General features: G+C 70.4%; 14 protein-coding genes and 1 pseudogene. 8 read left to right on the top strand and 7 right to left on the bottom strand.

The window, feature by feature from the left end; translation table 11 throughout:
* Positions 1–81 precede the first annotated feature (81 nt).
* A complete protein-coding gene (locus LWF15_RS06330) occupies positions 82–1,230 on the top strand; it encodes an ROK family transcriptional regulator (RefSeq protein ID WP_232809420.1) in 1,149 nt (382 codons plus the stop codon).
* Positions 1,231–1,248: 18 nt separating this feature from the next.
* Here LWF15_RS06330 and LWF15_RS06325 read toward each other — a convergent pair whose 3' ends face one another.
* The 4 genes from LWF15_RS06325 to LWF15_RS06310 form a co-directional block, all read right to left on the bottom strand.
* On the bottom strand, positions 1,249–2,283 hold the full coding sequence (locus tag LWF15_RS06325; RefSeq protein WP_232809419.1) for an LLM class F420-dependent oxidoreductase: 1,035 nt from the start codon (positions 2,281–2,283) through the stop codon (positions 1,249–1,251).
* A gap of 123 nt (positions 2,284–2,406) precedes the next feature.
* Positions 2,407–3,909: a chemotaxis protein CheW gene (locus tag LWF15_RS06320; RefSeq protein WP_232809418.1), complete on the bottom strand. Its 1,503-nt coding sequence runs from the start codon at positions 3,907–3,909 to the stop codon at positions 2,407–2,409.
* On the bottom strand, positions 3,906–6,341 hold the full coding sequence (locus LWF15_RS06315) for a methyl-accepting chemotaxis protein (RefSeq protein WP_232809417.1): 2,436 nt from the start codon (positions 6,339–6,341) through the stop codon (positions 3,906–3,908). The genes LWF15_RS06320 and LWF15_RS06315 overlap by 4 nt, the downstream gene beginning before the upstream one ends.
* A 90-nt stretch (positions 6,342–6,431) precedes the next feature.
* Positions 6,432–8,042, bottom strand: a complete 1,611-nt coding sequence (locus LWF15_RS06310) for a dolichyl-phosphate-mannose--protein mannosyltransferase (protein ID WP_269809604.1) — start codon at positions 8,040–8,042, stop codon at positions 6,432–6,434.
* Positions 8,043–8,165: 123 nt separating this feature from the next.
* Between LWF15_RS06310 and LWF15_RS06305 the strand changes: the two genes are divergently transcribed.
* Positions 8,166–10,016, top strand: a complete 1,851-nt coding sequence (locus tag LWF15_RS06305) for a hypothetical protein (RefSeq protein WP_232809415.1) — start codon at positions 8,166–8,168, stop codon at positions 10,014–10,016.
* Positions 10,013–10,879 (top strand): 16S rRNA (cytidine(1402)-2'-O)-methyltransferase, encoded by an 867-nt coding sequence (rsmI, locus tag LWF15_RS06300; RefSeq protein WP_232809414.1) that lies wholly within the window; start codon positions 10,013–10,015, stop codon positions 10,877–10,879. The genes LWF15_RS06305 and rsmI overlap by 4 nt, the downstream gene beginning before the upstream one ends.
* A gap of 49 nt (positions 10,880–10,928) precedes the next feature.
* Here rsmI and LWF15_RS06295 read toward each other — a convergent pair whose 3' ends face one another.
* The 3 genes from LWF15_RS06295 to LWF15_RS06285 all read right to left on the bottom strand — a co-directional run bounded on the left by LWF15_RS06295 (position 10,929) and on the right by LWF15_RS06285 (position 13,403).
* A complete protein-coding gene (locus LWF15_RS06295; protein WP_232809413.1) occupies positions 10,929–11,480 on the bottom strand; it encodes a GNAT family N-acetyltransferase in 552 nt (183 codons plus the stop codon).
* Positions 11,481–11,522: 42 nt separating this feature from the next.
* On the bottom strand, positions 11,523–12,260 hold the full coding sequence (locus LWF15_RS06290) for a VOC family protein (protein WP_232809412.1): 738 nt from the start codon (positions 12,258–12,260) through the stop codon (positions 11,523–11,525).
* Between the two features lie 198 nt (positions 12,261–12,458).
* Complete coding sequence (locus LWF15_RS06285; protein ID WP_232809411.1) at positions 12,459–13,403, bottom strand: hypothetical protein; 945 nt, start codon at positions 13,401–13,403, stop codon at positions 12,459–12,461.
* A gap of 131 nt (positions 13,404–13,534) precedes the next feature.
* Here LWF15_RS06285 and LWF15_RS06280 point away from each other — a divergent pair, with 131 nt between their 5' ends.
* The 5 genes and pseudogenes from LWF15_RS06280 (at position 13,535) to LWF15_RS06260 (ending at position 20,775) form a co-directional block, all read left to right on the top strand.
* On the top strand, positions 13,535–14,725 hold the full coding sequence (locus tag LWF15_RS06280) for an aminotransferase class I/II-fold pyridoxal phosphate-dependent enzyme (protein ID WP_232809410.1): 1,191 nt from the start codon (positions 13,535–13,537) through the stop codon (positions 14,723–14,725).
* Between the two features lie 92 nt (positions 14,726–14,817).
* Positions 14,818–16,197 carry an SWIM zinc finger family protein gene (locus LWF15_RS06275; RefSeq protein ID WP_232809409.1) on the top strand — a complete coding sequence of 460 codons (1,380 nt, stop codon included), beginning with the start codon at positions 14,818–14,820 and terminating at the stop codon, positions 16,195–16,197.
* Between the two features lie 3 nt (positions 16,198–16,200).
* On the top strand, positions 16,201–19,098 hold the full coding sequence (locus tag LWF15_RS06270) for a hypothetical protein (protein ID WP_232809408.1): 2,898 nt from the start codon (positions 16,201–16,203) through the stop codon (positions 19,096–19,098).
* A gap of 75 nt (positions 19,099–19,173) precedes the next feature.
* Positions 19,174–19,500 (top strand): annotated as a pseudogene (locus LWF15_RS38075) (AlbA family DNA-binding domain-containing protein); the annotation flags it as partial.
* Positions 19,501–19,575: 75 nt separating this feature from the next.
* Entirely contained in the window at positions 19,576–20,775 is a 1,200-nt protein-coding gene (locus tag LWF15_RS06260) for an ATP-binding protein (protein WP_232809406.1), read from the top strand.
* The last annotated feature ends 54 nt before the right edge of the window (positions 20,776–20,829 follow it).

Raw genomic sequence — 20,829 nt, 5'->3', positions numbered from 1 at the left:
TGTTGACGCCGTGAATTTATCCAGCTGTGACGGTAGGGTCAAGGCATGTCACCTCCGGTTGCGCCACTCAGGCAGGACTGGATGCGTGAACACAATCTGTCACTGGCGCTGTCGGTGGTGCTGGAGGCGGCCGAGCCGGTCTCCCGGGCCCAGATCTCCACGCTCACCGGGCTCTCCCGGGCCGCGGTGACCAACATCGTCGACCGGCTGGTGGAGACCGGCCTGGTACGGGAACTGGCACCGGTGGTGCTTTCTCGCGGCCGTCCCGCTGTACCCCTGGTGCCGGTGCGGGGAGCGGTGGCGGCGCTCGGTCTGGAGGTGAACGTCGACTATCTCGGCGTGCGCGCCCTCGACCTGACCGGCGAGGTGATCGCCCAGCGGGTGGTGCAGGGAGACCTGCGCGGTTCCGACCCGACGGCGGTGGCCGCGCAGCTGGAAGAGGTGGCCCGGGAGGTGCGGGCCTCGGTGCTGGCCAAGGGGGTGCGGATCGCGGGCGCCACCCTGGCGCTGCCGGGCCTGCTCGACTCGTCCTCGGTCCTGCGCACCGCACCCAACCTGGGCTGGCGGGATCTCGACGCGCCGCAGCTGCTCCCGGCCGAACTGCTGGGCGGGGTGGCCGGTTTCGCGGTGGCCAACGAGGCCGACCTGGCGGCCCGGGCCGAGGTCCGGGCCCGGCTGAGCGAGAACGGCCGGCCCAGTTTCTTCTACGTCTCCGGCGAGATCGGGATCGGCGGCGCCCGGGTGCTGGGCGGCGAGCTCGCGGCCGGGCGGCACGGCTGGGCGGGCGAGATCGGGCACGTGGTGGTCGGTTCCAAGGGCACCTCGGACCTGATCCGGCTCGAGGACGTGGCCGGGCAGCATGCGTTACTGAAGGCGGCGGGCCTGCTCGGGGCGCCTTTGGAAGAACTGCTTGCGGCCGTGGACTCCGGACAGGCGAGGGCGGTGACCGCGGTGCAGGAGGCCGGCCGGGCGCTCGGCATCGCGCTGTCGGCGGTCGCGCACATCTCGGACGTGGACGAGGTGGTGCTGGGCGGCACCTTCGCCTCGTTGTTCGACGTGATCGCCGGCCCGGTCGAGACCACCCTGGCCGAGCTGGTGGTGTTCAGCGACTGGGTGCCGGTCCGGGTGAGCCGCGCGCGGGCGGGCGACTACGCGGCGATGACGGGAGCGGCGTTCACCGTCATCGACCGCCTGGTCGCCCAGCCCAGCCTGTGGCTCTCCGCGTCCTAGGGCCTGACCCGGACGACCCTAGGGAAGCAGCCCGGCCAGCGTCTCGATCGTGGCCACCCGCTCCTCGTGGGTGCGGGCCAGCGGCTGGATCGAGAGGGTGGTCACCCCGGCCTCGTGCAGGGCCGAGACCCGTTCCGCCACCCAGCCCTTCGGGCCGACCAGGCCGATCGAGCGCAAAAGCTCGCCGGGCACCGCCGCGGCCGCCTCCTCCTTGCGCCCGGCCAGGTACAGCTCCTGGATGCGGTCGGCCTCGGCCTCGAACCCGTAGCGGGAGGCCAGGTCGTGGTAGAAGTTCTTGCCCTTGGCGCCCATCCCGCCCAGGTACAGCGCGAACTGCGGGCGCATGAAGTCGATCAGCGGCCCCACGTCCTCGCCGATCGCCACCGGGACCGGGACCACCACGTCCAGCTCGCCCAGCTGCTCGTCGCGCCGGGAACGCCCGGCCGCCAGCGCGTCTCCCCAGACCTCGGAAGCCCCTTCGGGCCGGAAGAAGAACGGCGCCCAGCCCTCGGCCAGCTCGGCCGCCAGCTCCACGTTCTTCGGGCCCATGGCGGCGATCAGGATCGGGATGCGCTCGCGCACCGGATGATTGATCAGCTTCAGCGGCTTGCCCAGGCCGGTACCCCCTTCCAGGGGCATCGTGTAGTGCTTGCCGGTGTGCTCCAGGCGCTCGCGCCGCCAGATCTGCCGGCAGATCCCGATGATCTCCCGGGTCCGGCCGATCGGGGCGTCGTAGGGCACGCCGTGGAAACCCTCGATCACCTGCGGTCCGCTGGCGCCCAGCCCGAGGGTGAACCGGCCGCCGGAGACGTGGTCCAGCCCGGCCGCGGTCATCGCCAGCAGGGCCGGGGTGCGGGTGTAGATCGGCAGGATGTTGGAGGCGATCTCCAGGTCGGGCACCTTGGCCGCGATGAAGCCGAGCTGGCTCACCGCGTCGAAGCTGTACGCCTCGGCCACGTAGACGATGGACAGGCCGGCCCGGCGGTAGTCCGGCAGCTGGTCCACCACCTCGACGAAGCTCTCGCTGTAGGACAGCGGCATACCGATCCGCACTCGGGACCTCCTGGCGTCGCTCGGAACGGGCTCTGAGCATCCTGCTCCCCGGGGATGGCGGCCACCAGTGGGCAGAGTGTGATCGATCAGCCAGTCCGCGAGCGGTTTCGGCTCTCGGGCCGGTCAGAGGCTCGCAGCAGCGAGGGCCGCCGGCGGGACGAGCGCCGCCCCGATCGCGGCGAGGTCGATCCGGGAGAGCATCCGGGGCTCGTCCGAGGTGCCGATGGCGGCCAGGCGGATCATCCACCTCCGGTCCAGGGCCTCCGCCAGTGAACTGCCGGCCGGCCGGCTCGAGGCCGCCGGGTCCTCCCACACCGAGCGCTCGATCGCCCGCAGGGCGTGCACGGCCAGGCCGACCAGACCCGGCCGGGTGCTCACCAGCAGCAGGTACTGGCTGTGCTCGGGCGAGTGACCCAGGCCGAGAAGGGCGGCCAGCCGGATCAGGGGCACCACGTTGTCCCGGTGGGTGAACAGGCCCAGGACGGTGTCGTCGCCGGCCTGGAGCACGCTGAACCGCTCGGGGAACGGCAGGATCTCGACCACCTGGTCGAGCGGTACCGCCAGGTCCTTGCTGCCGGGGTACACCGAGAAGGTGAGGTAGGTGCCACCGGCCCGGGCCTCGCCCGCACTCTCCTGCGGGTCCTCGCCGGAACGCTGGGCCGGCACCGCTTCCCCGTTGTCGTTGGCGTGCGGGGTGTTGAGCCGGGAGAGCGCGTTCAGGTCCGGGTGCCCGAGAATCTCCGGCACGGCCAAGGACAGGAAGTCGCCCCGGCCCGGGATGCGCACCACCCCGTCCAGGTACTGGCGGCCCGCCACCGGTACGGCGGGCAGGGGGAAGCGCTGGGCCGCGCTTGCCGGGATCAGCTCCAGCACCTCTGACAGCAGCATCACCACTACGCCCTCGTGGAAGCGGATGGCCACCCCCTCGGTGTCGTGGGCCGAGAGCTCACCGAGCCCGGCCAGCATCAGCGGGTCGAACACCGGGACCTCGGCGCCGTCGTAGTCGGTCACTCCGCGGCACGATCCCTGCCGCAGCGGGGAGTTGCGCACCTGCACCCGCGGCACGATGGTGTGCACCGCCTCGATGTTCACCGCCAGGAGGTGTTCCGCGCAGCGCACCAGCAGGATCGAGCCGGACAGGTCGGCCGCCTCCAGCCGGTGCTCGACCTGGTCGCCGAAGGCCCCCTCACCCCCGGCCCGGTCGTCCTGCACCACCGGGATCCCGGGCAGGGTGAAGAGGATCTCCACGTCGAGGACGCTGACGATCTCGCCGTCGGTGGACGTGAAGGTGTGCGAGACCGGGAGCCGCTGCCCGGGTCCCCCCACCTCCCGAAGCCCCTCCGGCGTGGTCACCCCGTGTACGCCGTCCACCGCCAGCCCGAGAAGCCGTCCGCCGTGGAGGATCACCACGATGACGTGGTGGCCCCCCGGGCTCTCGCCGGGCCGGTCCAGCGCCAGCAGGTCCAGCACCGGGATCACCTGGCCCCGGAGGTTCACCGCGCCGAGCAGTCCCGGTGCACTGGTGGGCAGCGCCGCCAGTTCGGCCGGGCAGGGCGTGACCTCCCGGACGGCGGTCAGCGGCAGGGCGACACAGGCCTGTCCGATCGCGAACAGCCCGTGCGTCATCGGCTGCTGCTGTCGGCCGGCCCGAGCAGTTCGGCGATCAGCGCGGTGACCTCGGCCGAGGCCTCCACCTGGGTCTTCGTGGCCATCACGATGAGCTCGATCGAGCCGCTGGTCTGCCCGACGCTGGAGACGATGTCCTCGAACGCGTCCCCGGCCTTGCGGGAGACCTCGGCGCCCTGGTCCACCCGCTGGGTCGACTCCTTCACCAGCTTGGAGATCTCCCGGGCGGCGTCGGCCGAGCGCTCGGCCAGCTTGCGCACCTCACCGGCCACCACCGAGAAGCCCAGGCCGTGCTCGCCGGCCCGGGCCGCCTCGATCGAGGCGTTGAAGGCGAGCAGGTTGGTCTGGTCGGCGATGTCGCTCATCACCTGGACGATCTCGGCGATCTGGGCGGAGCTGCGCTGGATCAGGGAGATCGCCTCGGCGGACTCGCGCAGCGCGGCCGAGCCGGTCTCGGCGTCGTCCTGGGTGGAGGTGGACCAGCGGTTGGCGTCGGCGGTGCTCATCGAGATCGCGTCGATCGACTCGGTCAGCCGCTGCACCGCGGCGCTCATCGCCTCGGTCTTGGCCTTCAGCCGCTGTTCCAGCTGCACCTGCTGGGTGATGTCGGAGGCGTACTTGATCACCTTCACCGGCCGGCCGGACAGGTCGAGGATCGGGTTGTAGCTGGCCTGGATCCACACGTCCCGGCCGTACTTGCCGACCCGGTGGAACTGCCCGGAGCGGAACTCGCCGCGCTGCAGGCGCAGCCAGAAGTCCCGGTACTCCTCGGAGGTCACGTAGTCGGGGGTGCAGAAGATGCTGTGGTGCTGGCCGACGATCTCGCGCAGGGTGTAGCCCACGGTCTTCAGGAAGTTGTCGTTGGCATCGAGAATCCGGCCCTCGAGGTCGAACTCGATCACCGCCTGGGCGCGGTCCAGAGCCTGCACCCGGCCGGCGTACTCGGCGTTGCGCAGCTTGTCGGCGGTCACGTCGGTGGCGTACTTGACCACCTTGAACGGCCGGCCCTCGGCGTTCAGGATCGGGTTGTAGGTGGCCCGGATCCAGACCTCGCGCCCGTCCTTGCCCACCCGCAGGTACTCGCCGGAGTCGAACTCGCCGCGTGCCAGTTTGCTCCAGAACAGCTGGTACTCGGTGCTCGCGGCCTCTTCCGGGCGCACGAACAGCCGGTGGTGCCGGCCCCGGACCTCTTCCAGGCGGTAGCCCAGCAGGTCGAGGAAGGCGTCGTTGGCGTCCAGCACGTTGCCCTCGAGATCGAACTCGATCACCGCCTGCGAGCGCAGGATGGCGTTGATCTTGCCCTCGAAGTCGGCGTTGCGGGTCTTCTCGGCGGTCACGTCGACCGCGAACTTGACCACCTTCCAGGGCTTTCCGTCCAGGTCCAGGACCGGGTTGTAGATCGCCTGGAGCCAGACGTCGCGCCCGCCCCGGGCGACGCGATGGAACTCGCCCGAGATGAACTCGCCCTCGCGAAGGCGTCGCCAGAACGTCTGGTACTCCTCCGAAGCGGCCTCGAGCGGGGGCACGAACATCCGGTGGTGCTTACCGATCACCTCTTCCCGGTCGTAGCCCATGGTGGTCAGGAAGTTCTCGTTGGCCGTCTGGATCACACCGTTGAGGTCGAACTCGATCACCGCCTGAGAACGGTCGATCGCGGCCACCTTGCCCTCGAAGTCGGCGTTGCGGCGCTTGGCCTCGGTGACGTCGGTGGCGTACTTGACCACCTTCCAGGGGTGGCCGTCGATGTCCAGGATCGGGTTGTAGACGGCCTGGAGCCAGATGTCGCGTCCGCCCTTGCCCACCCGGTGGAACTCCCCGGCCACGAACTCGCCGGCCCCCAGACGCTGCCAGAACTGCCGGTAGGCGGCCGAGCGGGCCTCGTCCGGGGGGACGAACATCCGGTGGTGCTGGCCGACCACCTCGCCGCGGCTGTAACCCACGGTCTGCAGGAAGTTCTCGTTGGCCTCGAGGATGATGCCGCCCAGGTCGAACTCGATCACCGCCTGGGACCGGTCGATCGCGGCGATCTTGCCCTGAGCGTCGGCGGCCGCACGCTTGGCGTCGGTGATGTCGAGGGCGTACTCGATCACCTTGATCACCTTGCCGGCCACGTTGCGCACCGGGGTCCAGGTGGAGCGGATCCACAGGTCGCGCCGGCCCTGCCAGACCCGGCGGAACTCACCGGACGAGGAGTCGCCGGCCCGTAGGTCGGCCCAGAGGCTGGTGTAGGCCTCCGACTCGGCGACGTCGGGCGGCACGAGATCGGTGTGGCTACGGCCGATCAGCTCGCCGACCGAGTAGCCCATCAGCGTGGCGTAGGCCTCGTTCACGGCCAGAACCGTGCCGTCCAGACCGTACTCGGCCCTGGCCTGTCCCCGGGCGAACGCCTCCACCTGGCTCCTGAGTTCGGCCAGCTCCTCGTCCACCGTCACTGCGGCCCTCCGTCCTCTGGTTGTGCCAGGACGGTCGTCCTGAGGAGAACCGCGCTTGAGGACGAGGGGTGGTTGCCACCCGTGCGGGCCTCAGATCCAGCTGGGCAGCCACATCCGGTCGCTCCAGCTGGGCTGGGGGATCACCTGGGCGGTGTAGAGGGGCAGGAAGAACCAGAAGCAGAGCACGGCCAGCAGCACCAGCGTCCCGGCGATCCAGGCCCCGTTGCGCCGGCGGCGGGCCGAGTCGCTGCGGCGCCCCAGGATCAGCCCGAGCACGTAGACCACGGTGAGCACGACCCAGGGGGTGAAGGCGATCGTGTAGAAGTTGAAGATCGTGCGGTGCTGGTACTGGAACCAGGGCAGGTAGCCGGCGGCCAGCCCGGCCAGCACGGCCCCGGCCCGCCAGTCGCGGCGCAGCACCCAGCAGAACAGCAGCACCACGATGCCCAGGGTGGCGCCCCACCAGATCACCGGGTTGCCCAGGGCGGTGATCGCCTGCGAGCAGACGTCGACCGCGCAGCCCAGCTCCCCGCGCTTGGGGTCCTCGTAGTAGAAGGCGGTGGGCCGGCCCACCACGATCCACGACCAGGGGTTGGCCTCGTAGGGGTGGGTGGCCGCCAGGTTGATGTTGAAGTCCCACATCTGCTGGTGGTAGTGCGCCAGGCTGCGCAGGGCCCCGGGCAGCCAGGTGATGCCCTCGCCCGGATGGTCCTGGGCCCACCGGCGGTCGTAGGCGTCGCTGGAGAGGAACCAGCCGGTCCAGGAGAGCAGGTAGGTGGCGAACGCCACCGCCAGCATGAGCGTCCCGGAGAGCGCGCCCCAGATCACCGAGCCGGCGAACCAGTGCCGCAGCCCCGCGGCCCGCCGGGCCCCGGCGTCCCACAGGATGATCATGATGCCGAAGACCAGGGCGAAGTACAGGCCCGACCACTTGGTCCCGGCGCACAGCCCCAGGCAGACCGCGGCGGCGATCCGCCACCAGCGCACGCCCATCCACCACGACCACGAGTCGGCCGCGCGTTGTTCGCGGCCCTCGCCGAACTCGCCGAATTCAGTGGCGGCCCGCAGTGCCAGCCGCCGGCGTCCCATGTCCCGGTCGGCCACCACACAGCCGAACGCGGCCAGGGCCCAGAACATCACGAACACGTCGAGCAGGCCGGTGCGGCTGTGCACGAAGTGCTGGCCGTCGATCGCCAGCAGCAGGCCGGCGGTGAGCCCGAGCAGGGTGGAACCGAACAGCCGCCGGGCGATCAGGATGATCATCAGGATCGACAGGGTGCCGACCACGGCCGAGGCGAAACGCCAGCCGAACGCGCTGGTCGGCCCGAAGATCCACTCGCCCAGGCCGATCATCCACTTGCCCACCGGCGGGTGCACCACGAAGTCGGGGGTGCTCAGGAAGACGTCGGTGTCACCGCGGTTCCACAGCGGGTCGACCTCCTCGCCCTTGCCCTTCCAGGCCAGCTCGTAACCGGCCTCGATCATCGACCAGCCCTGCTTGACGTAGTACGTCTCGTCGAAGACCAGGGTGCCGGGGGTGCCGAGGTGCCAGAACCGGATGAACCCGCCGAAGGCGGTGACGGCCAGCACGGCGAGCCAACCGCGCAGCGTCAGACGGGGACTGCGCTGGGTGGGCGAGGGCGGGCGGACCGCGCGCACCGCGGCGCGGGTGGCCACGGCAGGGCTAATCACCCGCGTCATCGTAAAGGGTGCGGGGGTGGGGCCGGATGCCCTCACCTGTCAGACTGACCTCCGCCGGGCGCTCGCCAGGGGGTCGACGCGGAGCTGGACAGCAGGAACGCCGAAACAGGAGGACAGGCGCGGGTGAGTGCGTCGCCGCAGGCCACACCGGTCGATCAGCGGGTCTGGCTGCCCAGACCCCGACGGGAGGACCCGTCCGGGCCGGTGCTCGTGCTGGTCGCCCTGGCCGCCCTGGGTTTCGGCCTGGCCGCCACGGCCGGCCTCTGGGCCGATCCGGCCGGCCGGTTCGTCGCCGGCAACGTGCCGGACGCCATCCACTACTCCTGGTGGCTCGGGCACACCCCGCACTCGCTGGGCGAGGTGCGCAGCCCGTTCGAGACCCAGGACCTGAACTACCCGACCGGCGTGGGCGCGATGAACAACACCACGCTGCTCCTGCCGGCGGTGCTCCTCGCCCCGGTGACGGTGCTGGTCAACTCGGTCCTCACGCTGAACATCCTGAACCTGCTGGCGGTGCCCGCCTGCTTCGCGGCCGGCTATTGGGCGCTGCGCAAGGTGCCGGGCGTCTCCTCCGGCGCGGCCGCGGTCGGCGCCGCCGCCTTCGCCGTCTCCCCGGCCATCGTCAACTCGCTGACCGGGCACATCACCATGGCCCTGGCCCCCGGCCTGCCGATCCTGATCGCGCTCAGCGTGGAGGCGTGGCGCACCGACCACCGCCGCAGCAGCCGCTGGGACGCGCACGGCCCGATCCGGGTCGGGTTCTGGCTCGGCCTGGTCGCCCTGCTGCAGGTGTTCCTCGGTGAGGAAGTGCTGTTCCAGGCCGGTCTCGGCGCCCTGCTGATCCTGCTCACCGCCGCGGTCTTCCGGCCGCGTCAGATCAAGGCCGGCGCCGCCCGCCTGGCCCGCACCCTGCTGGTCGCCTTCACGGTGTTCCTGCCGCTCGCCGCCTACCCGCTCTACCTGCAGTTCTTCGGGCCGCACGCGCACCACGGCAGCCCGTTCACCAAGGACTACTTCGGCGCCGACGTGACCGCGTTCTTCACCCCGACCCCGGGGGTGCTGCTGCACCGCGCGGCCGACCTGGAGAACGCCCGCAACTTCCCGGGCGGGATCGAGGAGCACCTGGCCTACCTGGGCTGGCCGCTGATCATCACCTGCCTGATCACGATCGTGCTGGGCTGGCGCATGCTGGCGGTGCGCTGCGCGGCGGTGGGTCTGCTGGTGTCGGCGGCGCTCTCGCTCGGCGGGCGGCTCTGGATCGACGGGGTCTGGACCGAGCACCGCGGTCCCTACCACCTGCTGCAGGAACTGCCGGTCACCGAGGCCTCGCTGGCCACCCGGCTCGGCCTGCTGGTGGCTTTGTTCTCCGGGGTGCTGCTGGCCCTGGCCGTCCAGGGGCTGCGCAGCGGTTCCCGTCATCGTCTGCTGCACCCCGCCAGCCGGCCGAGCGGTCGCACCAACGTCACCGCCAGGGCGGTCGGGGCGGTCGCTGTCTCGGTGGCCTGCCTCGCGCCGCTGCTGCCGGCCGCGATCCCGGTCGTCGACGCGCCCGAGACCCCGCAGTGGTTCACCAGCCAGGCGCAGGATCTGCCGAACGATACGGTCGTGGTCGTGCTGCCCTACCCGGTGCCGACCCTGCCCACCGCGATGCGCTGGCAGTCCGAGGCCGGCTACCCGTTCCGGATGCCGGGCGGCTACTTCCTCGGCCCCGCCGAGGACGGCCAGGCCTACGTCGGGGGAGCCGCCGATCCGGCCACCGCACGGCTGCTCTCCGAGGTGCAGTACACCGGTGTGGCCAGGGTGGTCACCCCGGCCGACCGGGCCCAGGCCCAGGCCGATCTGCAGGCCTGGGGGGCCGACAAGATCGTGCTCGGGCCGGACCAGGCATCCGACGCGCTCCGCCGGACCGTCTCCGACCTGCTCGAGCAGGCCCCGGTCAGCGAGGGCGGCGTCGAGATCTGGGAGATCCGGTGACCGGCCGGCTGGTCCTGGCCGCCACCCCGATCGGCGACCCGGAAGACGCCTCGGTGCGGCTCGCCCGGCTGATCGAGACCGCCGACCTGATCGCGGCCGAGGACACCCGCCGCTTCCGGCGGCTGGCCGCGGCCCTGGGGATCACTCCGCAGGGCAAGGTGATCAGCAACTACGAGCACAACGAAGAGGCCCGCTCCGGCACCCTGCTGGAGGTGGTGGCCGGTGGTGGCACGGTGCTGGTGGTCACCGACGCGGGCATGCCCGGGGTCTCCGACCCGGGGCTCAAGGCGGTGCGGGCCGTGGTCGAGGCCGGTCTGCCGGTGACCGCGCTGCCCGGCCCCTCCGCGGCACTGACCGCTCTGGCGCTGTCCGGCCTGCCCTCCGACCGGTTCTGCTTCGAGGGTTTCCCGCCCCGCACCAACGGCAAGCGTGCCAGTGCTTTTCGTGCGCTCGCCGAGGAACCCCGCACCCTGATCTTCTTCGAGTCGCCCCGGCGCACGGCCGACACCCTTACCGCCCTGCGCGACGCCCTCGGCGCCGATCGGCCGGCCGCGGTCTGCCGTGAGCTGACCAAGACGTACGAAGAGGTCAAGCGCGGTTCCCTGGCCCAGCTGACCGACTGGGCCACGGAAACCGAGGTGTTGGGCGAGATCTCGATCGTTGTGGGCGGGGCGCCCGAGCGCACGCCGGTCGACCTGGCGGACCCGTCAGCCAAGGATGACGTGGCCGCCCTGGTCGCTCGAGTAGAACAAATGGTGGACGAGGGTGAGCGGCTCAAGGACGCAGTGGCCACGGTCGCTGGGGAGACCGGGGTGAACAAGCGGGGGCTCTACGACGCCGCCGTAAAAGCCCGTTCCTCGTAGTCCTGCGGTTTCGCGCCCGAGGCGCGCCCCCCGTCCTCAATTTGTGCTTTTAAGAGAGGGCCCGGTACCGCTCGGCGGTGATCCGGTAGAGCACGTGCGGCGTGCCCCACCAGCCCGGGTGACCCGGGTGTTCGAAGTCGTCGGCCGGATCACGGGTCAGCCCGATCTTCCGCATCACCCGCTGGGACGGCTCGTTCGTCACCGTGGTCATCGAGACCACCTGCGGCAGCTTGAGTTCGCCGAACGCGTAGGCCAGCGCCGCCCGGCCCGCCTCGGGCGCATATCCCTTGCCCCAGTGGGCTTTCGCCACCCGCCAGCCCACCTCGACGGCGTTCTCGGTGAACCAGCCGGGCATCGGCCAGAGCCCGATCGGGCCGACCACCTCACCGGTCTCGCGCAGCTCGGCCGCCCACAGCCCCCAGCCGTGCTCGTCGATGTGCTGGCGGATGGTGTCCAGCGCCTGGTCGCTCTGCTCGCGGGTCTGGGTGGTGGGGAAGAAACGGCGCACTTCCGGGTCGGAGTTCAGCGCGAAGAAGGCATCTCGGTCGGAGTCCTTCCACTGGCGCAGGATCAGGCGCTCGGTCTGCAGCTGAGTCGTCACCGGCTCACGATGCCACTGCGGCTTCTGCGCCGAAAGTCCTTTTCAGTCCTGCGGGCGTAGCACGCAGACCTCGTTGCCCTCCGGATCGGCCAGCACCACCCAGGTGACCTCGCCCTTCGGCGCCTCGGACTGGCCGATCTCGGTGTGCCGGGCCCCGGCCTTGATCAGCCGCTCCACCTCGGCCGCCTGGTCGTCGGCGGCGTAGGGACGCACGTCGAGGTGGACCCGGTTCTTCACGGTCTTGGGTTCGTCGGTGCGGATGAACTCCAGGAACGGACCGGGGGTGGTCAGGGTCAACGTGGCCACCGGCCCACCCTCGGCCCGCAGCTCACCGGCCCCGGCCTGCTGCCAGAATGCGCCCAGCGCAGCCGGATCGTGGGCCTGCATCACGATGGCCGCGATCGGCCCGAGCCCGTCGTACTCGTCCCGGTGCTCCAGCACGCAGAACTCGTTGCCCTCGGGATCGGCCAGCACCACCCACGGCCGCTCCACGTCGAGCTCGATCAGCCGCGCCCCCGCCGCCTCCAGCCGGGCCACCGTCTCGGCCTGGTGCGCCGCATCACGACTGGCCAGGTCGAGATGCACCCGGTTCCAGCCCGACTTGGCCTCCGGCACCGGCCCGAACACCAGCTCGATGCCGGGCTCGCCCGGGGCCGGGGCGATGTCGCTCTCCAGCTCGTTCTCGAACGAGATGCCCCACCCCAGTGCCTCACCCCACCAGCGGGCCTGGGCGCGCTGGTCGGCGCAGTCGATCACGACACTCGTCAGACGGGTCGGCATGGGGATCAGTGTGGCCGACGGGGGCGCCGGGCGCAGCCCAATTGCCCGCTTCCGGAAGTGGCCCGCCTCGCCCGTCCCCGTTCTGCCCCGTCCCGCGCCCCAGGATCGGATGACAAAAGCGCCCCCCGCCAAGATCGGATGACAAAAGTTGCTCTATAGCCCACTTTTGGCATCCGATAATGGGCAGCACGCGAGCAATCAGGGAAGGGGACAGGTGGGGGAGCAGGCTCTGGGGGAGCCGGACCAGCCTCGCCGGTTCAGGGCGGTGGCAACCTGCCGGGCAACGAGGCAAGGGCGTTGGGCCACGTCGCGCCAGCCGTAGCGCAGAACGGTCTCACCGCCGAGGGCCGCAGCGTTGTCACGTCGCAGGTCCCGGAAGGACTCGTGCACGGGATGGGCCTCACGTCCGTCGAGTTCCACCACCAGACAGTAGGAGTCGTAGCGGACGTCCCGGTACCGAGTTCGGCCGTCGGCCTCGCGCTGCGGAAGGTTGCGCGTGCCGCGCGGAAGTCCGTGAACAGCTTCCAGCCGTGCGTATCTGAGCTCCAGCAGCGAGTGCACCCCGTCCTCGAACTCCTGCAGCATCTCGCTGATCAGAGCACGCCAGCGGTGTCGCGCCCGCTCGGACAGGGCCAGGCCGACCAGCCCGCTGGTGGTCAGCCGCTGTTGGACGACCCGCAGCACGACGTCGCACACGGCCTCCGGGTCCGTCTCGCGGTCGGCCACGTCCAGAACCGCGTCTTCGACCCGTAGCCGTGGCGGGCCAGGACCATCGGCACGGCGCCGTGCCAGTTGCCCCCGCACCTGCCGGATCTGAATGCCCTCAGCCGGGCGCCGCGGTCCGGGATGAGGAACGCAGACTTCGACCGGGCCGGTCCGCCGGGGCAGGGCCCCTGCCAGCCAGAGCGCGGTCCGGCCTCCGGCCAGGGCGCTCTTCCCGCAGAAGAGCACTGCGCCCCAGATCAGCGCCCGGTCGGTGCGCGGACCGGAGTGCGTCAGATAGACCCCTGGCCAAAGGGTCTGCCAGCGGTGATCGTCGATGTGGCGCCGGGCCTGGTCGCGCGAGCGGCCCAGATCCAGGAGCTGCCGCCGGGTGATCACTCCTTCCTGGGCCGAGGCCAGACCCTCCCAGTCGTCGGGCACATCTCCACTTTGCCGCCTTTTCCGACGTGATCCGTCCACCTGAGGATAACTGCACCGCTCGCCCTCGGGCAGGCCAGGATCAGGTGATTGGCTATCCGGCTCCGGCGCCGGGCCGGACTAACGTGATCACGATGGAGTTCAGGAGAATCCCGGGTCTGCCGCCGTACGTCTTCACCATCATCGACGGCCTCAAACTGCAGGCCCGCCGGGACGGGAAAGACATCGTCGACCTGGGTTTCGGCAACCCCGACATCCCCAGCCCCGAGATCGCGGTGGAGAAGCTGGCCGAGGCCGCGCACAACTCCCGCAACCACCGCTACTCCTCCAGCCGGGGCATCCCCAAGCTGCGCGAGGCCATCGCCGCCCGCTACGCCCAGGAGTACGGGGTCGAGCTCGACCCGGGCAAGAACGTGATCGCCACGATCGGCGCGAAAGAGGGCTTCAGTCACCTGATGTGGGTGCTGCTGCAGCCCGGTGACGCGGCCCTGGTGCCCTCCCCGTCCTACCCCATCCACATCTGGGGCCCCTACTTCGCCGGCGCCGACGCCCGCCAGGTGACCATCGGGCCCTCGGGCGGCAAGGACTACGTCGACGCGGTGATGGAGGCCTGGGAGTACGGCTGGCCCAAGCCGCGCGTGGTGGTTCTCTGCTTCCCGCACAACCCCACCACCGCCACCATCGAGAAGAAGGATCTGCAGCGCCTGGTCGACTGGGCCCGGGAGCGCGACGTGGTGCTGGTGCACGACTTCGCCTACGCAGACGTCTGGTTCGACGGTGTCCGCCCGCCCTCGATCCTGGAGTGCGAGGGGGCGATGGACTGCGCGGTCGAGCTGTACTCGATGACCAAGTCGTTCTCCATGGCCGGCTGGCGGATGGCCTTCCTGCTCGGCAACGCCGAGGTGGTCGCCGCGCTGGCCAAGCTCAAGAGCTACCTCGACTACGGCACCTTCCAGCCGGTGCAGATCGCCGCCACGGTCACCCTGAACGAGGCGTCCGACTATCCGGCCGAGGTCAACGCCGTCTACGAGGCCCGGCGCAACGCCCTGTGCGACGGCCTCACCCGGATCGGCTGGGAGGTGGCCCGGCCCAAGGGCACGATGTTCGTCTGGGCCCCGATCCCCGAGCAGTTCCGTTCGCTGGGCTCGATCGAGTTCGCCACCCGGCTGGTCAAGGAGTGCGACGTGGCAGTGTCCCCGGGCGTCGGCTTCGGGCCGGACGGCGACGGCTACGTGCGCTTCGCCCTGATCGAGAACGAGCACCGGATCGCCCAGGCGGTGCGGCAGATCAAGCGCGGGCTGCCCGGGTTGGGGGAGTCCGTTTGAGGACGCTCGCCACGGCGATCGCTCGCCGGTCCGGTTCGGGGGCAAAGGGCTGAGAGCCCATTTTGTCGTACCCCGCCCCTATGGTCTCGAGCATGGAAGCGACTCAGACCTACAGCTACCGTCGTCCGTCCTTGTTACGGCCGGGCGGCCTCGGTCTGGAGACCTCCGGCGGCACCACGGCGCGGAGTCTGGCGGCCACCAACCCGTCGGGTACCGACGCGCACCCTCAGTTCTTCACCGGTTTCCTGCAGCGCCCGGCCGTCGCCGCGGCCGGGCTGCTGGCGGTGGCCGAGGTTGCGCGTACCCGTTACTTCCAGCCGGCCGAAACGTCTTTCCGTGATCCCGTGGTCACCAGTGACGGTGAGCGGTTGCGGTTCGAGTCGTTCTCCGTGTGCGGCGGTGTGCACCTGCGGCTCGACGTCCTGGCGGCCGGTCATGACGGCGACGTGGTCGACCGCGGTACCACCAACGTCGACGTGAACGAGCCGCTGCGCCGGGCGCTCAGTGGCGTTCTCGACGGGGCGGCGTTGCACCTTTCCGTCGGCCCTGACGAGGTCACGGTCACCACGAAGACCGAGAAGCTGGTCGAGCGTAAGGTCCCGCTGCCCCGCAGGTGGGTGCGCGGGTTCGGTGAGATCTACGTACTGAGCGGCGAGTTCGACGCCCGGGCGGAACTGTCCGCGGCCGAGGCGGCTCGCTTCCTGCGGGCCCTGCCCAGCCAGCGGCGGGCCTCAGGTGCGTTCTGGTTCGCGCCCGCCGGGCGTTCGCTGCGCCTGGTCTCCCGTCCGGTGCCAGGGGCGGTCTGCCTGGCCGGCCCTCAGCGTCTGGCCGCGCTGCTGCCCCTGCTCCGGTTCGCTTCGGGTCTGCGGGTCTACGGGCCGGTGGTGAACGCAAGCAGTCAGGCAGTGGCCAGTGCCTGGGAGGTCACCCTGCCCGGAATGCGGCTCACCGCCACCGTCTCGCCCGATGCCACTCGGGGGTTCTCCGGCGAAGGCGCGGTCCTTGATGCGCTCTCCGGCGACACGGTGGCCGAGGACGCCGATCTGATCAGTGCACTACTGGCGTTCGAGCCGCACATCGACACCCCCACCCTGGCCGCCGAATCGGGCCTCGACCAGACCCGGGTCCGGGCCGCCCTGGTCCGTCTCGGGGCGGCCGGCCGGATCGGGCGCGATCTGGCCGAGGCGGCCTCGTTCCATCGCGAACTCCCGTTCGACGGGGCCGTGGTGGAAGCACTCAACCCCCGCCACGGTGCCGCCCGGGCCCTGGTCGCGGCCGGCGCGGTTCAGTTCGAGCGCAACCGGCCGGGTGATGTGGCCGCCCTCGTGAGCAGCGGGACAGACACGCACCGGGTACGCCTCGACGGCGATCGGCGTTCCTGCACCTGCATCTGGTACGCGAAGCATCTCGGCACTCGAGGGCCGTGCAAGCACGTCCTGGCCGTGCAGCAGTCGATGCGGGTGGAGGGCTGAGGGATGGAGTTCCAAGATCTGCTGGAGGCCATGAAGGGCCGGCCCTGGCCGCGCTCCGGCGGGCCTTCCGGTGGCGTCGAGCAAACCGTTCAGATCATGCTGCATCTCGCCGAGGCCGAAAGGCGCTCGCTCGCAGCGGAGGTCGCTGCCCTGGTCCGGGCTCACACCCGCTGGTGGCAGGAAGATACCCCGCGCCCGAAGGCGTCGGAGAGTGCAACGGCGGTCGCGGTGGCGGGCACCCTGACGGTGGCCCGGTTGCCAGGGGCGCTGCGGCGGCTCAGCGTAGATGCGCCGAGCCGCCGGGCCCGACAGGCCGTGGTCACCGGGATCGTCCAGGTTCTTCAGGCGCGAGGGCTGATCGACGATCCCCGCCTCGCCGCCGAGCTGGTTCGGCGGGTCCGCGACTGGGACCGGTGGGACAGCGGCCGCTGGTACTTCGAACTGGCCCGTGAGGTCCTGCTCCGCCAACCCGGGCCGCCGCCGGTAGAGGTTGCCTACGTGCAGCTCTGGCTGCAGGACCACCGCCAGGTCGAGGCCGACCTCCGCGCCCGGCCGCAGTGGTCGGCGCTGGTGATGGAGGCGCTGGCGAGCCGGGGCACCGGCCAGTTGCTCGACGGTCCAGACCTACGAGCACTCCTGATCCGGCTGACCGGTGACAGGCCGCCCGGACGTCCTGCGCTGCTCGAGCGTTCCGAACTGCTCGACGCCTGTATCGGTGCCCTCCAGAGCACCGACCGGAAGGTGGATCTGCACGGCCTGCTCGCCCTGCACGAGCAGCTCAATCCTTCTCTCGACGAGGTGCACTCCCGGGTAGGGCAGTACGTCAGCCTCATTGCCGGGGCTCCCGCTTTCGTCGCCACGGTGGCCCAGCAACGCCTGCGGGCGCTCGACGAAGTGGGCCGGCTCGACGCCTCGGTCGTCGAACAGGCCACGACGGCGGTTCTTGTACGGCCGGAAAAGGGGCTCTTCCGGGCGCAGCTCAGCTGGTTGCGGCCGGCTCTTCGACGGCCGGGCTCCGTGGTGCCCGAGTCTGTGGCCCCGGGGGCAGGGGTGCTGGAGTCTGTGGTGCCGGGGGCAGGGGCGCCGGGGGCAGGGGCGCCGGGGGAGGGGATGCCGGCGTTCGTGGTGCCGGAGTCTCTCATCCTCGCGGTGGCTGTGGGGCTCGGCCATCCGGATCCGGCGCTGCAGAAGCAGGTGCTGAATCTGCTGATCCCGTATGCGGCAGATCTGTCTGCTCCGGCCCGGGCCGAACTCGCGGTGGCGGTCGGTGCGATTGCGCCAGATCTGCGTCCACTGGCCGCAGCCCTGACCGGCGGTGAGCACTCGCCGCCGGCTCTGGAGGCCGCGCCTCTTCCGGCCCCACCTCCGGCTGTGCAGCCGGCCCAGTCCCTCGAGCTGTTCGCCGACGCAGAGATCCTGGCCGAGGAACTGGCGATCTTCTACCAGAGGTGGGACAGCAACGGGCAGGTCGATTTCCCGCAGGTCGAGCGTTTTCTCGCGGGCCTGGTGGCCTTCAGCTGGCAGGACCCGGAGCGGCTGCAGGCAGCTCTGGACCCGATGATGAAGAGAATGACGTGGTTGCCCGAAGGCCCGCCGCAGCCCCAGCTTCCGGGCCGGGACGAGTTCGTGAGATACACCTCCGTCCTCGACCTGCTGGTCCTGTGCCTGCGATCGGTCCGGGCCCTCGCCGCAGGCCCTCCGGAGCTGCGCCGTCAGCCGGAAGTGGCTCCTGAAGAACTCTTTCACCTCGAGAACAAACACGGCGTGCGGGCCGGTGACGTCATCCTGCGAAGGGTTGCCGAGGTCGGGGCCGGCATCCTGTGGTCCCCCGTCCCGGTGCTGCTGGCCACGCCCAGCACCGACGAGGGCGTTCTCGAGGCCGCACACCTGCTCAGCCGGCTGGGACTGGTCGAGGCGGCCGGGTGCCGGCCCTGGCCCGACGATCTGCGCCAGGCCTACCTGCGTGTGCGCCCGGCCGACCGTGGCCCGGTGCTGGAGGCCGTCCGGCGGGTTGCCGGTGAGCAGAGCGCATCCGGCCTGGCCGCACTCGGATCGGCCGGTAGCAGGACAAGTCTTCAGCTCTGGACCCGGCAGACCCGCTACGCCGTTCACTACTTCGACAAGAACGAGTCCCGGTCCGACCTGCTGGCCGTTCTTCACCCCACGCACTCGGCGGAGCTGCCGCAGCCGTGGGCCAGGCTCTGGAGGCTGCCCATGCCGGGGGCCAAGATGTTCTTCTACGACACGGCCTGGCTCAGTTGCTGGCCGGCGATCCTGCCGTTCGACCGGGAGGTGACGGCCGCACACCTGCATCGCGAACTCGCCGAACTCAACCGGGGGGCCGACGAAGTGGTTCTTGCGCACGCCCGGGTGCCCGGGCCGATCGGTCCGGCCGGCCTCCTGCTGTACTGCCGCGCTCTCGACTCGGCCCGGGCCGAGACCCGGGTGGCGGCCGCCGAGGCCCTGGCCGTCCTGCTCGGCCGGGATGAACTCGACTCCCCGGCTCTCGGCCATCTGCTCGGCCGACTGGCTGTGGAACGCCAGGTCAAGCTCAACCGGGTGGTCGACGCACTACGCGGCCTGGGCGAGGCCGGGGCCTGGCCGACCGTCTGGGCAATCCTGGCCTCAGCTCTGCCCCAGTGCCTGCCGGCCCCCGCCGGCGAACCCCTCGCCCGGCTCGCCGATGTGGTCGCCCTGGCGGTGGAGGCCGCGCAGCACACCCAGGCCACCGGCGAGCTTCTCGGTCATTGCCCGGTCGACGGCCTGGCCGAGGTCGCGGCCCGCAAGAGCGCCAGCCGCCTGCGCACCGAGGCCCGGCGTCTCAGCGGCATCCTGGCGGAGGCGAACAAGGGGCCGGCCGATCCGGCGGGGCTGCCCGGCCTGGCGATAGGACAGGTATGAACCGGTTATGAATCCGAACTGACCCCGGCTAAATCGGAGTGGAGTTCAGTTTCATAATCGGTTCATACTGCGGCCATGGAGAGACTTCCGGATGAGGTGTCCCTGCAGCACCTGCGACTCTTCATTCAACGCGAGCATGAGCACCTCGAACTGAAAACCGGTGCGGGCCGTAAGCCGCTGCAAGAGGCTTTCGTGGCCATGTCCAACACCGACGGCGGAACCATCTTGATCGGTGTCACTGATGCCCGGGAGGTCGTTGGTCACGGAAGAAGCCAGGGTCTCGACGACGCGGTTCACAGCGCAGCCACCGATGCGCACAACGTCGGGCGTTACTCGATCCGGGAGATCCAAGTCGACGGCCGGGTTCTGGTGGCAGTAGAGGTGCAGCGGCGCAACGACGAGGTCGCCCAGACCAGCGACGGGCGGGTTCTGGTTCGCCGCGGCGGCCACAATCAGCCGTTGTTCGGAAGAGACCTCATGGCGCTCCTGGCTTCACGAACGCTTGTTCGGTACGAGTCGACCGATTCTGGAGTACGCGCCGCGGATGCTGACCCGCAACTCGTGCGGGCCGTCTCCCGTGCTTTCGGCTGGAACCCGCGGGACTCCCAGGACCGGTGGTCCGAGCGCGGCCTCCTGCACGAATCCGGAAACCTCTCGGTGGCCGGTGCGCTGACCCTGACCGATCCGGCCACATCCCTCCAGGCGGCCAAGTTCACGGTGGACGTCCGGGTCTACGAGAGCGACCAGGACCTGTCCTACGTCTTTCGGCGAACGGTCGACGGGCCGGTTCAGCAGCAGGTGGAGATCGCTACGGGGATGGTCCTGGAGCGGATGGGGACCGAGATGGTGATCACCGGTGCCCGACGCCACGATGTGCCGAGGCTTCCGGCCCGGGTGGTCCGCGAAGCCCTGGCCAACGCAGTCGCGCATCGATCGTACGAACTCGACACATCTCCGGTGGTGGTCGAGATCCGCCCGAACGAGGTGGTTGTTACGAGCCCCGGTTCTCTGCCCCCTCCGGTGTCGGTCGAGACGCTCCGACAGGCCCAGTCTCCCCGCAATCACACGGTGATCGATGTGCTGCGGCGCTTCGGCCTGGCTGAGGACAGTGGGCAGGGAATCGACATCATGCAGGACTCGATGCGGCTGGAAATGCTCAGGGAACCGGGATTCAGCGAATCCAGTGACTCGTTCCGGGTGGTTCTGCCGTTGCGGGGGCTGATGTCCACGACCGAACGAGCCTGGCTCCTGGAGTACGAACGAGAAGGGCGCCTGCTGCCGGAGGAGCGCGGCCTGCTTCTGGTCCTGCTTCGTGAGGGACGTCTGACCAATGCCCGGGCCCGAGAGGCCTTGTCGGTGGACAGTACGGATGTTCGGACACGACTGCGCCGGCTCTGCAAGGCCGGGCTCATGACCCAGCACGGAACCCGAGGGCGGGCTTACTACACCCTGGGTCGGGTCGGCCCGGATCGCACCGACCAGCAGGTGGTGATGGATGCGGCGGGGGCAGGACCGATCACGAACGAGAAGGTGCGCCGGCTCACCGGGCTGGATCGTGTGGCTGCCCGGACCCTTCTGCAGGGACTGGTCGCCGAGGGTGTGCTTGAGCAGCACGGCACCCGCAGAGGCACGACGTACACCCTGCCGAGTCTCGCCGACCAGGCGCTACACAGATGAGAGACCCCGTCTGCCGATGGTCAGGGCATGCGCAAATCGGGTTGCCGGACGTGG

It is taken from the genome of Kineosporia rhizophila, from assembly GCF_021277265.1.
Classification (GTDB): Bacteria; Actinomycetota; Actinomycetes; order Actinomycetales; family Kineosporiaceae; genus Kineosporia; species Kineosporia rhizophila.
Note: the sequence above shows the minus strand (reverse complement) of the source record. Positions and strands in the feature narration are given on the sequence as shown.

Coding starts and splice junctions, on each gene's coding strand:
- LWF15_RS06330 (WP_232809420.1), top strand. CDS start 82: ATGCGTGAACACAATCTGTCACTGGCGCTGTCGGTGGTGCTGGAGGCG.
- LWF15_RS06320 (WP_232809418.1), bottom strand. CDS start 3,909: ATGACGCACGGGCTGTTCGCGATCGGACAGGCCTGTGTCGCCCTGCCG.
- LWF15_RS06310 (WP_269809604.1), bottom strand. CDS start 8,042: ATGACGCGGGTGATTAGCCCTGCCGTGGCCACCCGCGCCGCGGTGCGC.
- LWF15_RS06290 (WP_232809412.1), bottom strand. CDS start 12,260: ATGCCGACCCGTCTGACGAGTGTCGTGATCGACTGCGCCGACCAGCGC.
- LWF15_RS06280 (WP_232809410.1), top strand. CDS start 13,535: ATGGAGTTCAGGAGAATCCCGGGTCTGCCGCCGTACGTCTTCACCATC.
- LWF15_RS06275 (WP_232809409.1), top strand. CDS start 14,818: ATGGAAGCGACTCAGACCTACAGCTACCGTCGTCCGTCCTTGTTACGG.
- LWF15_RS06270 (WP_232809408.1), top strand. CDS start 16,201: ATGGAGTTCCAAGATCTGCTGGAGGCCATGAAGGGCCGGCCCTGGCCG.
- LWF15_RS06260 (WP_232809406.1), top strand. CDS start 19,576: ATGGCGCTCCTGGCTTCACGAACGCTTGTTCGGTACGAGTCGACCGAT.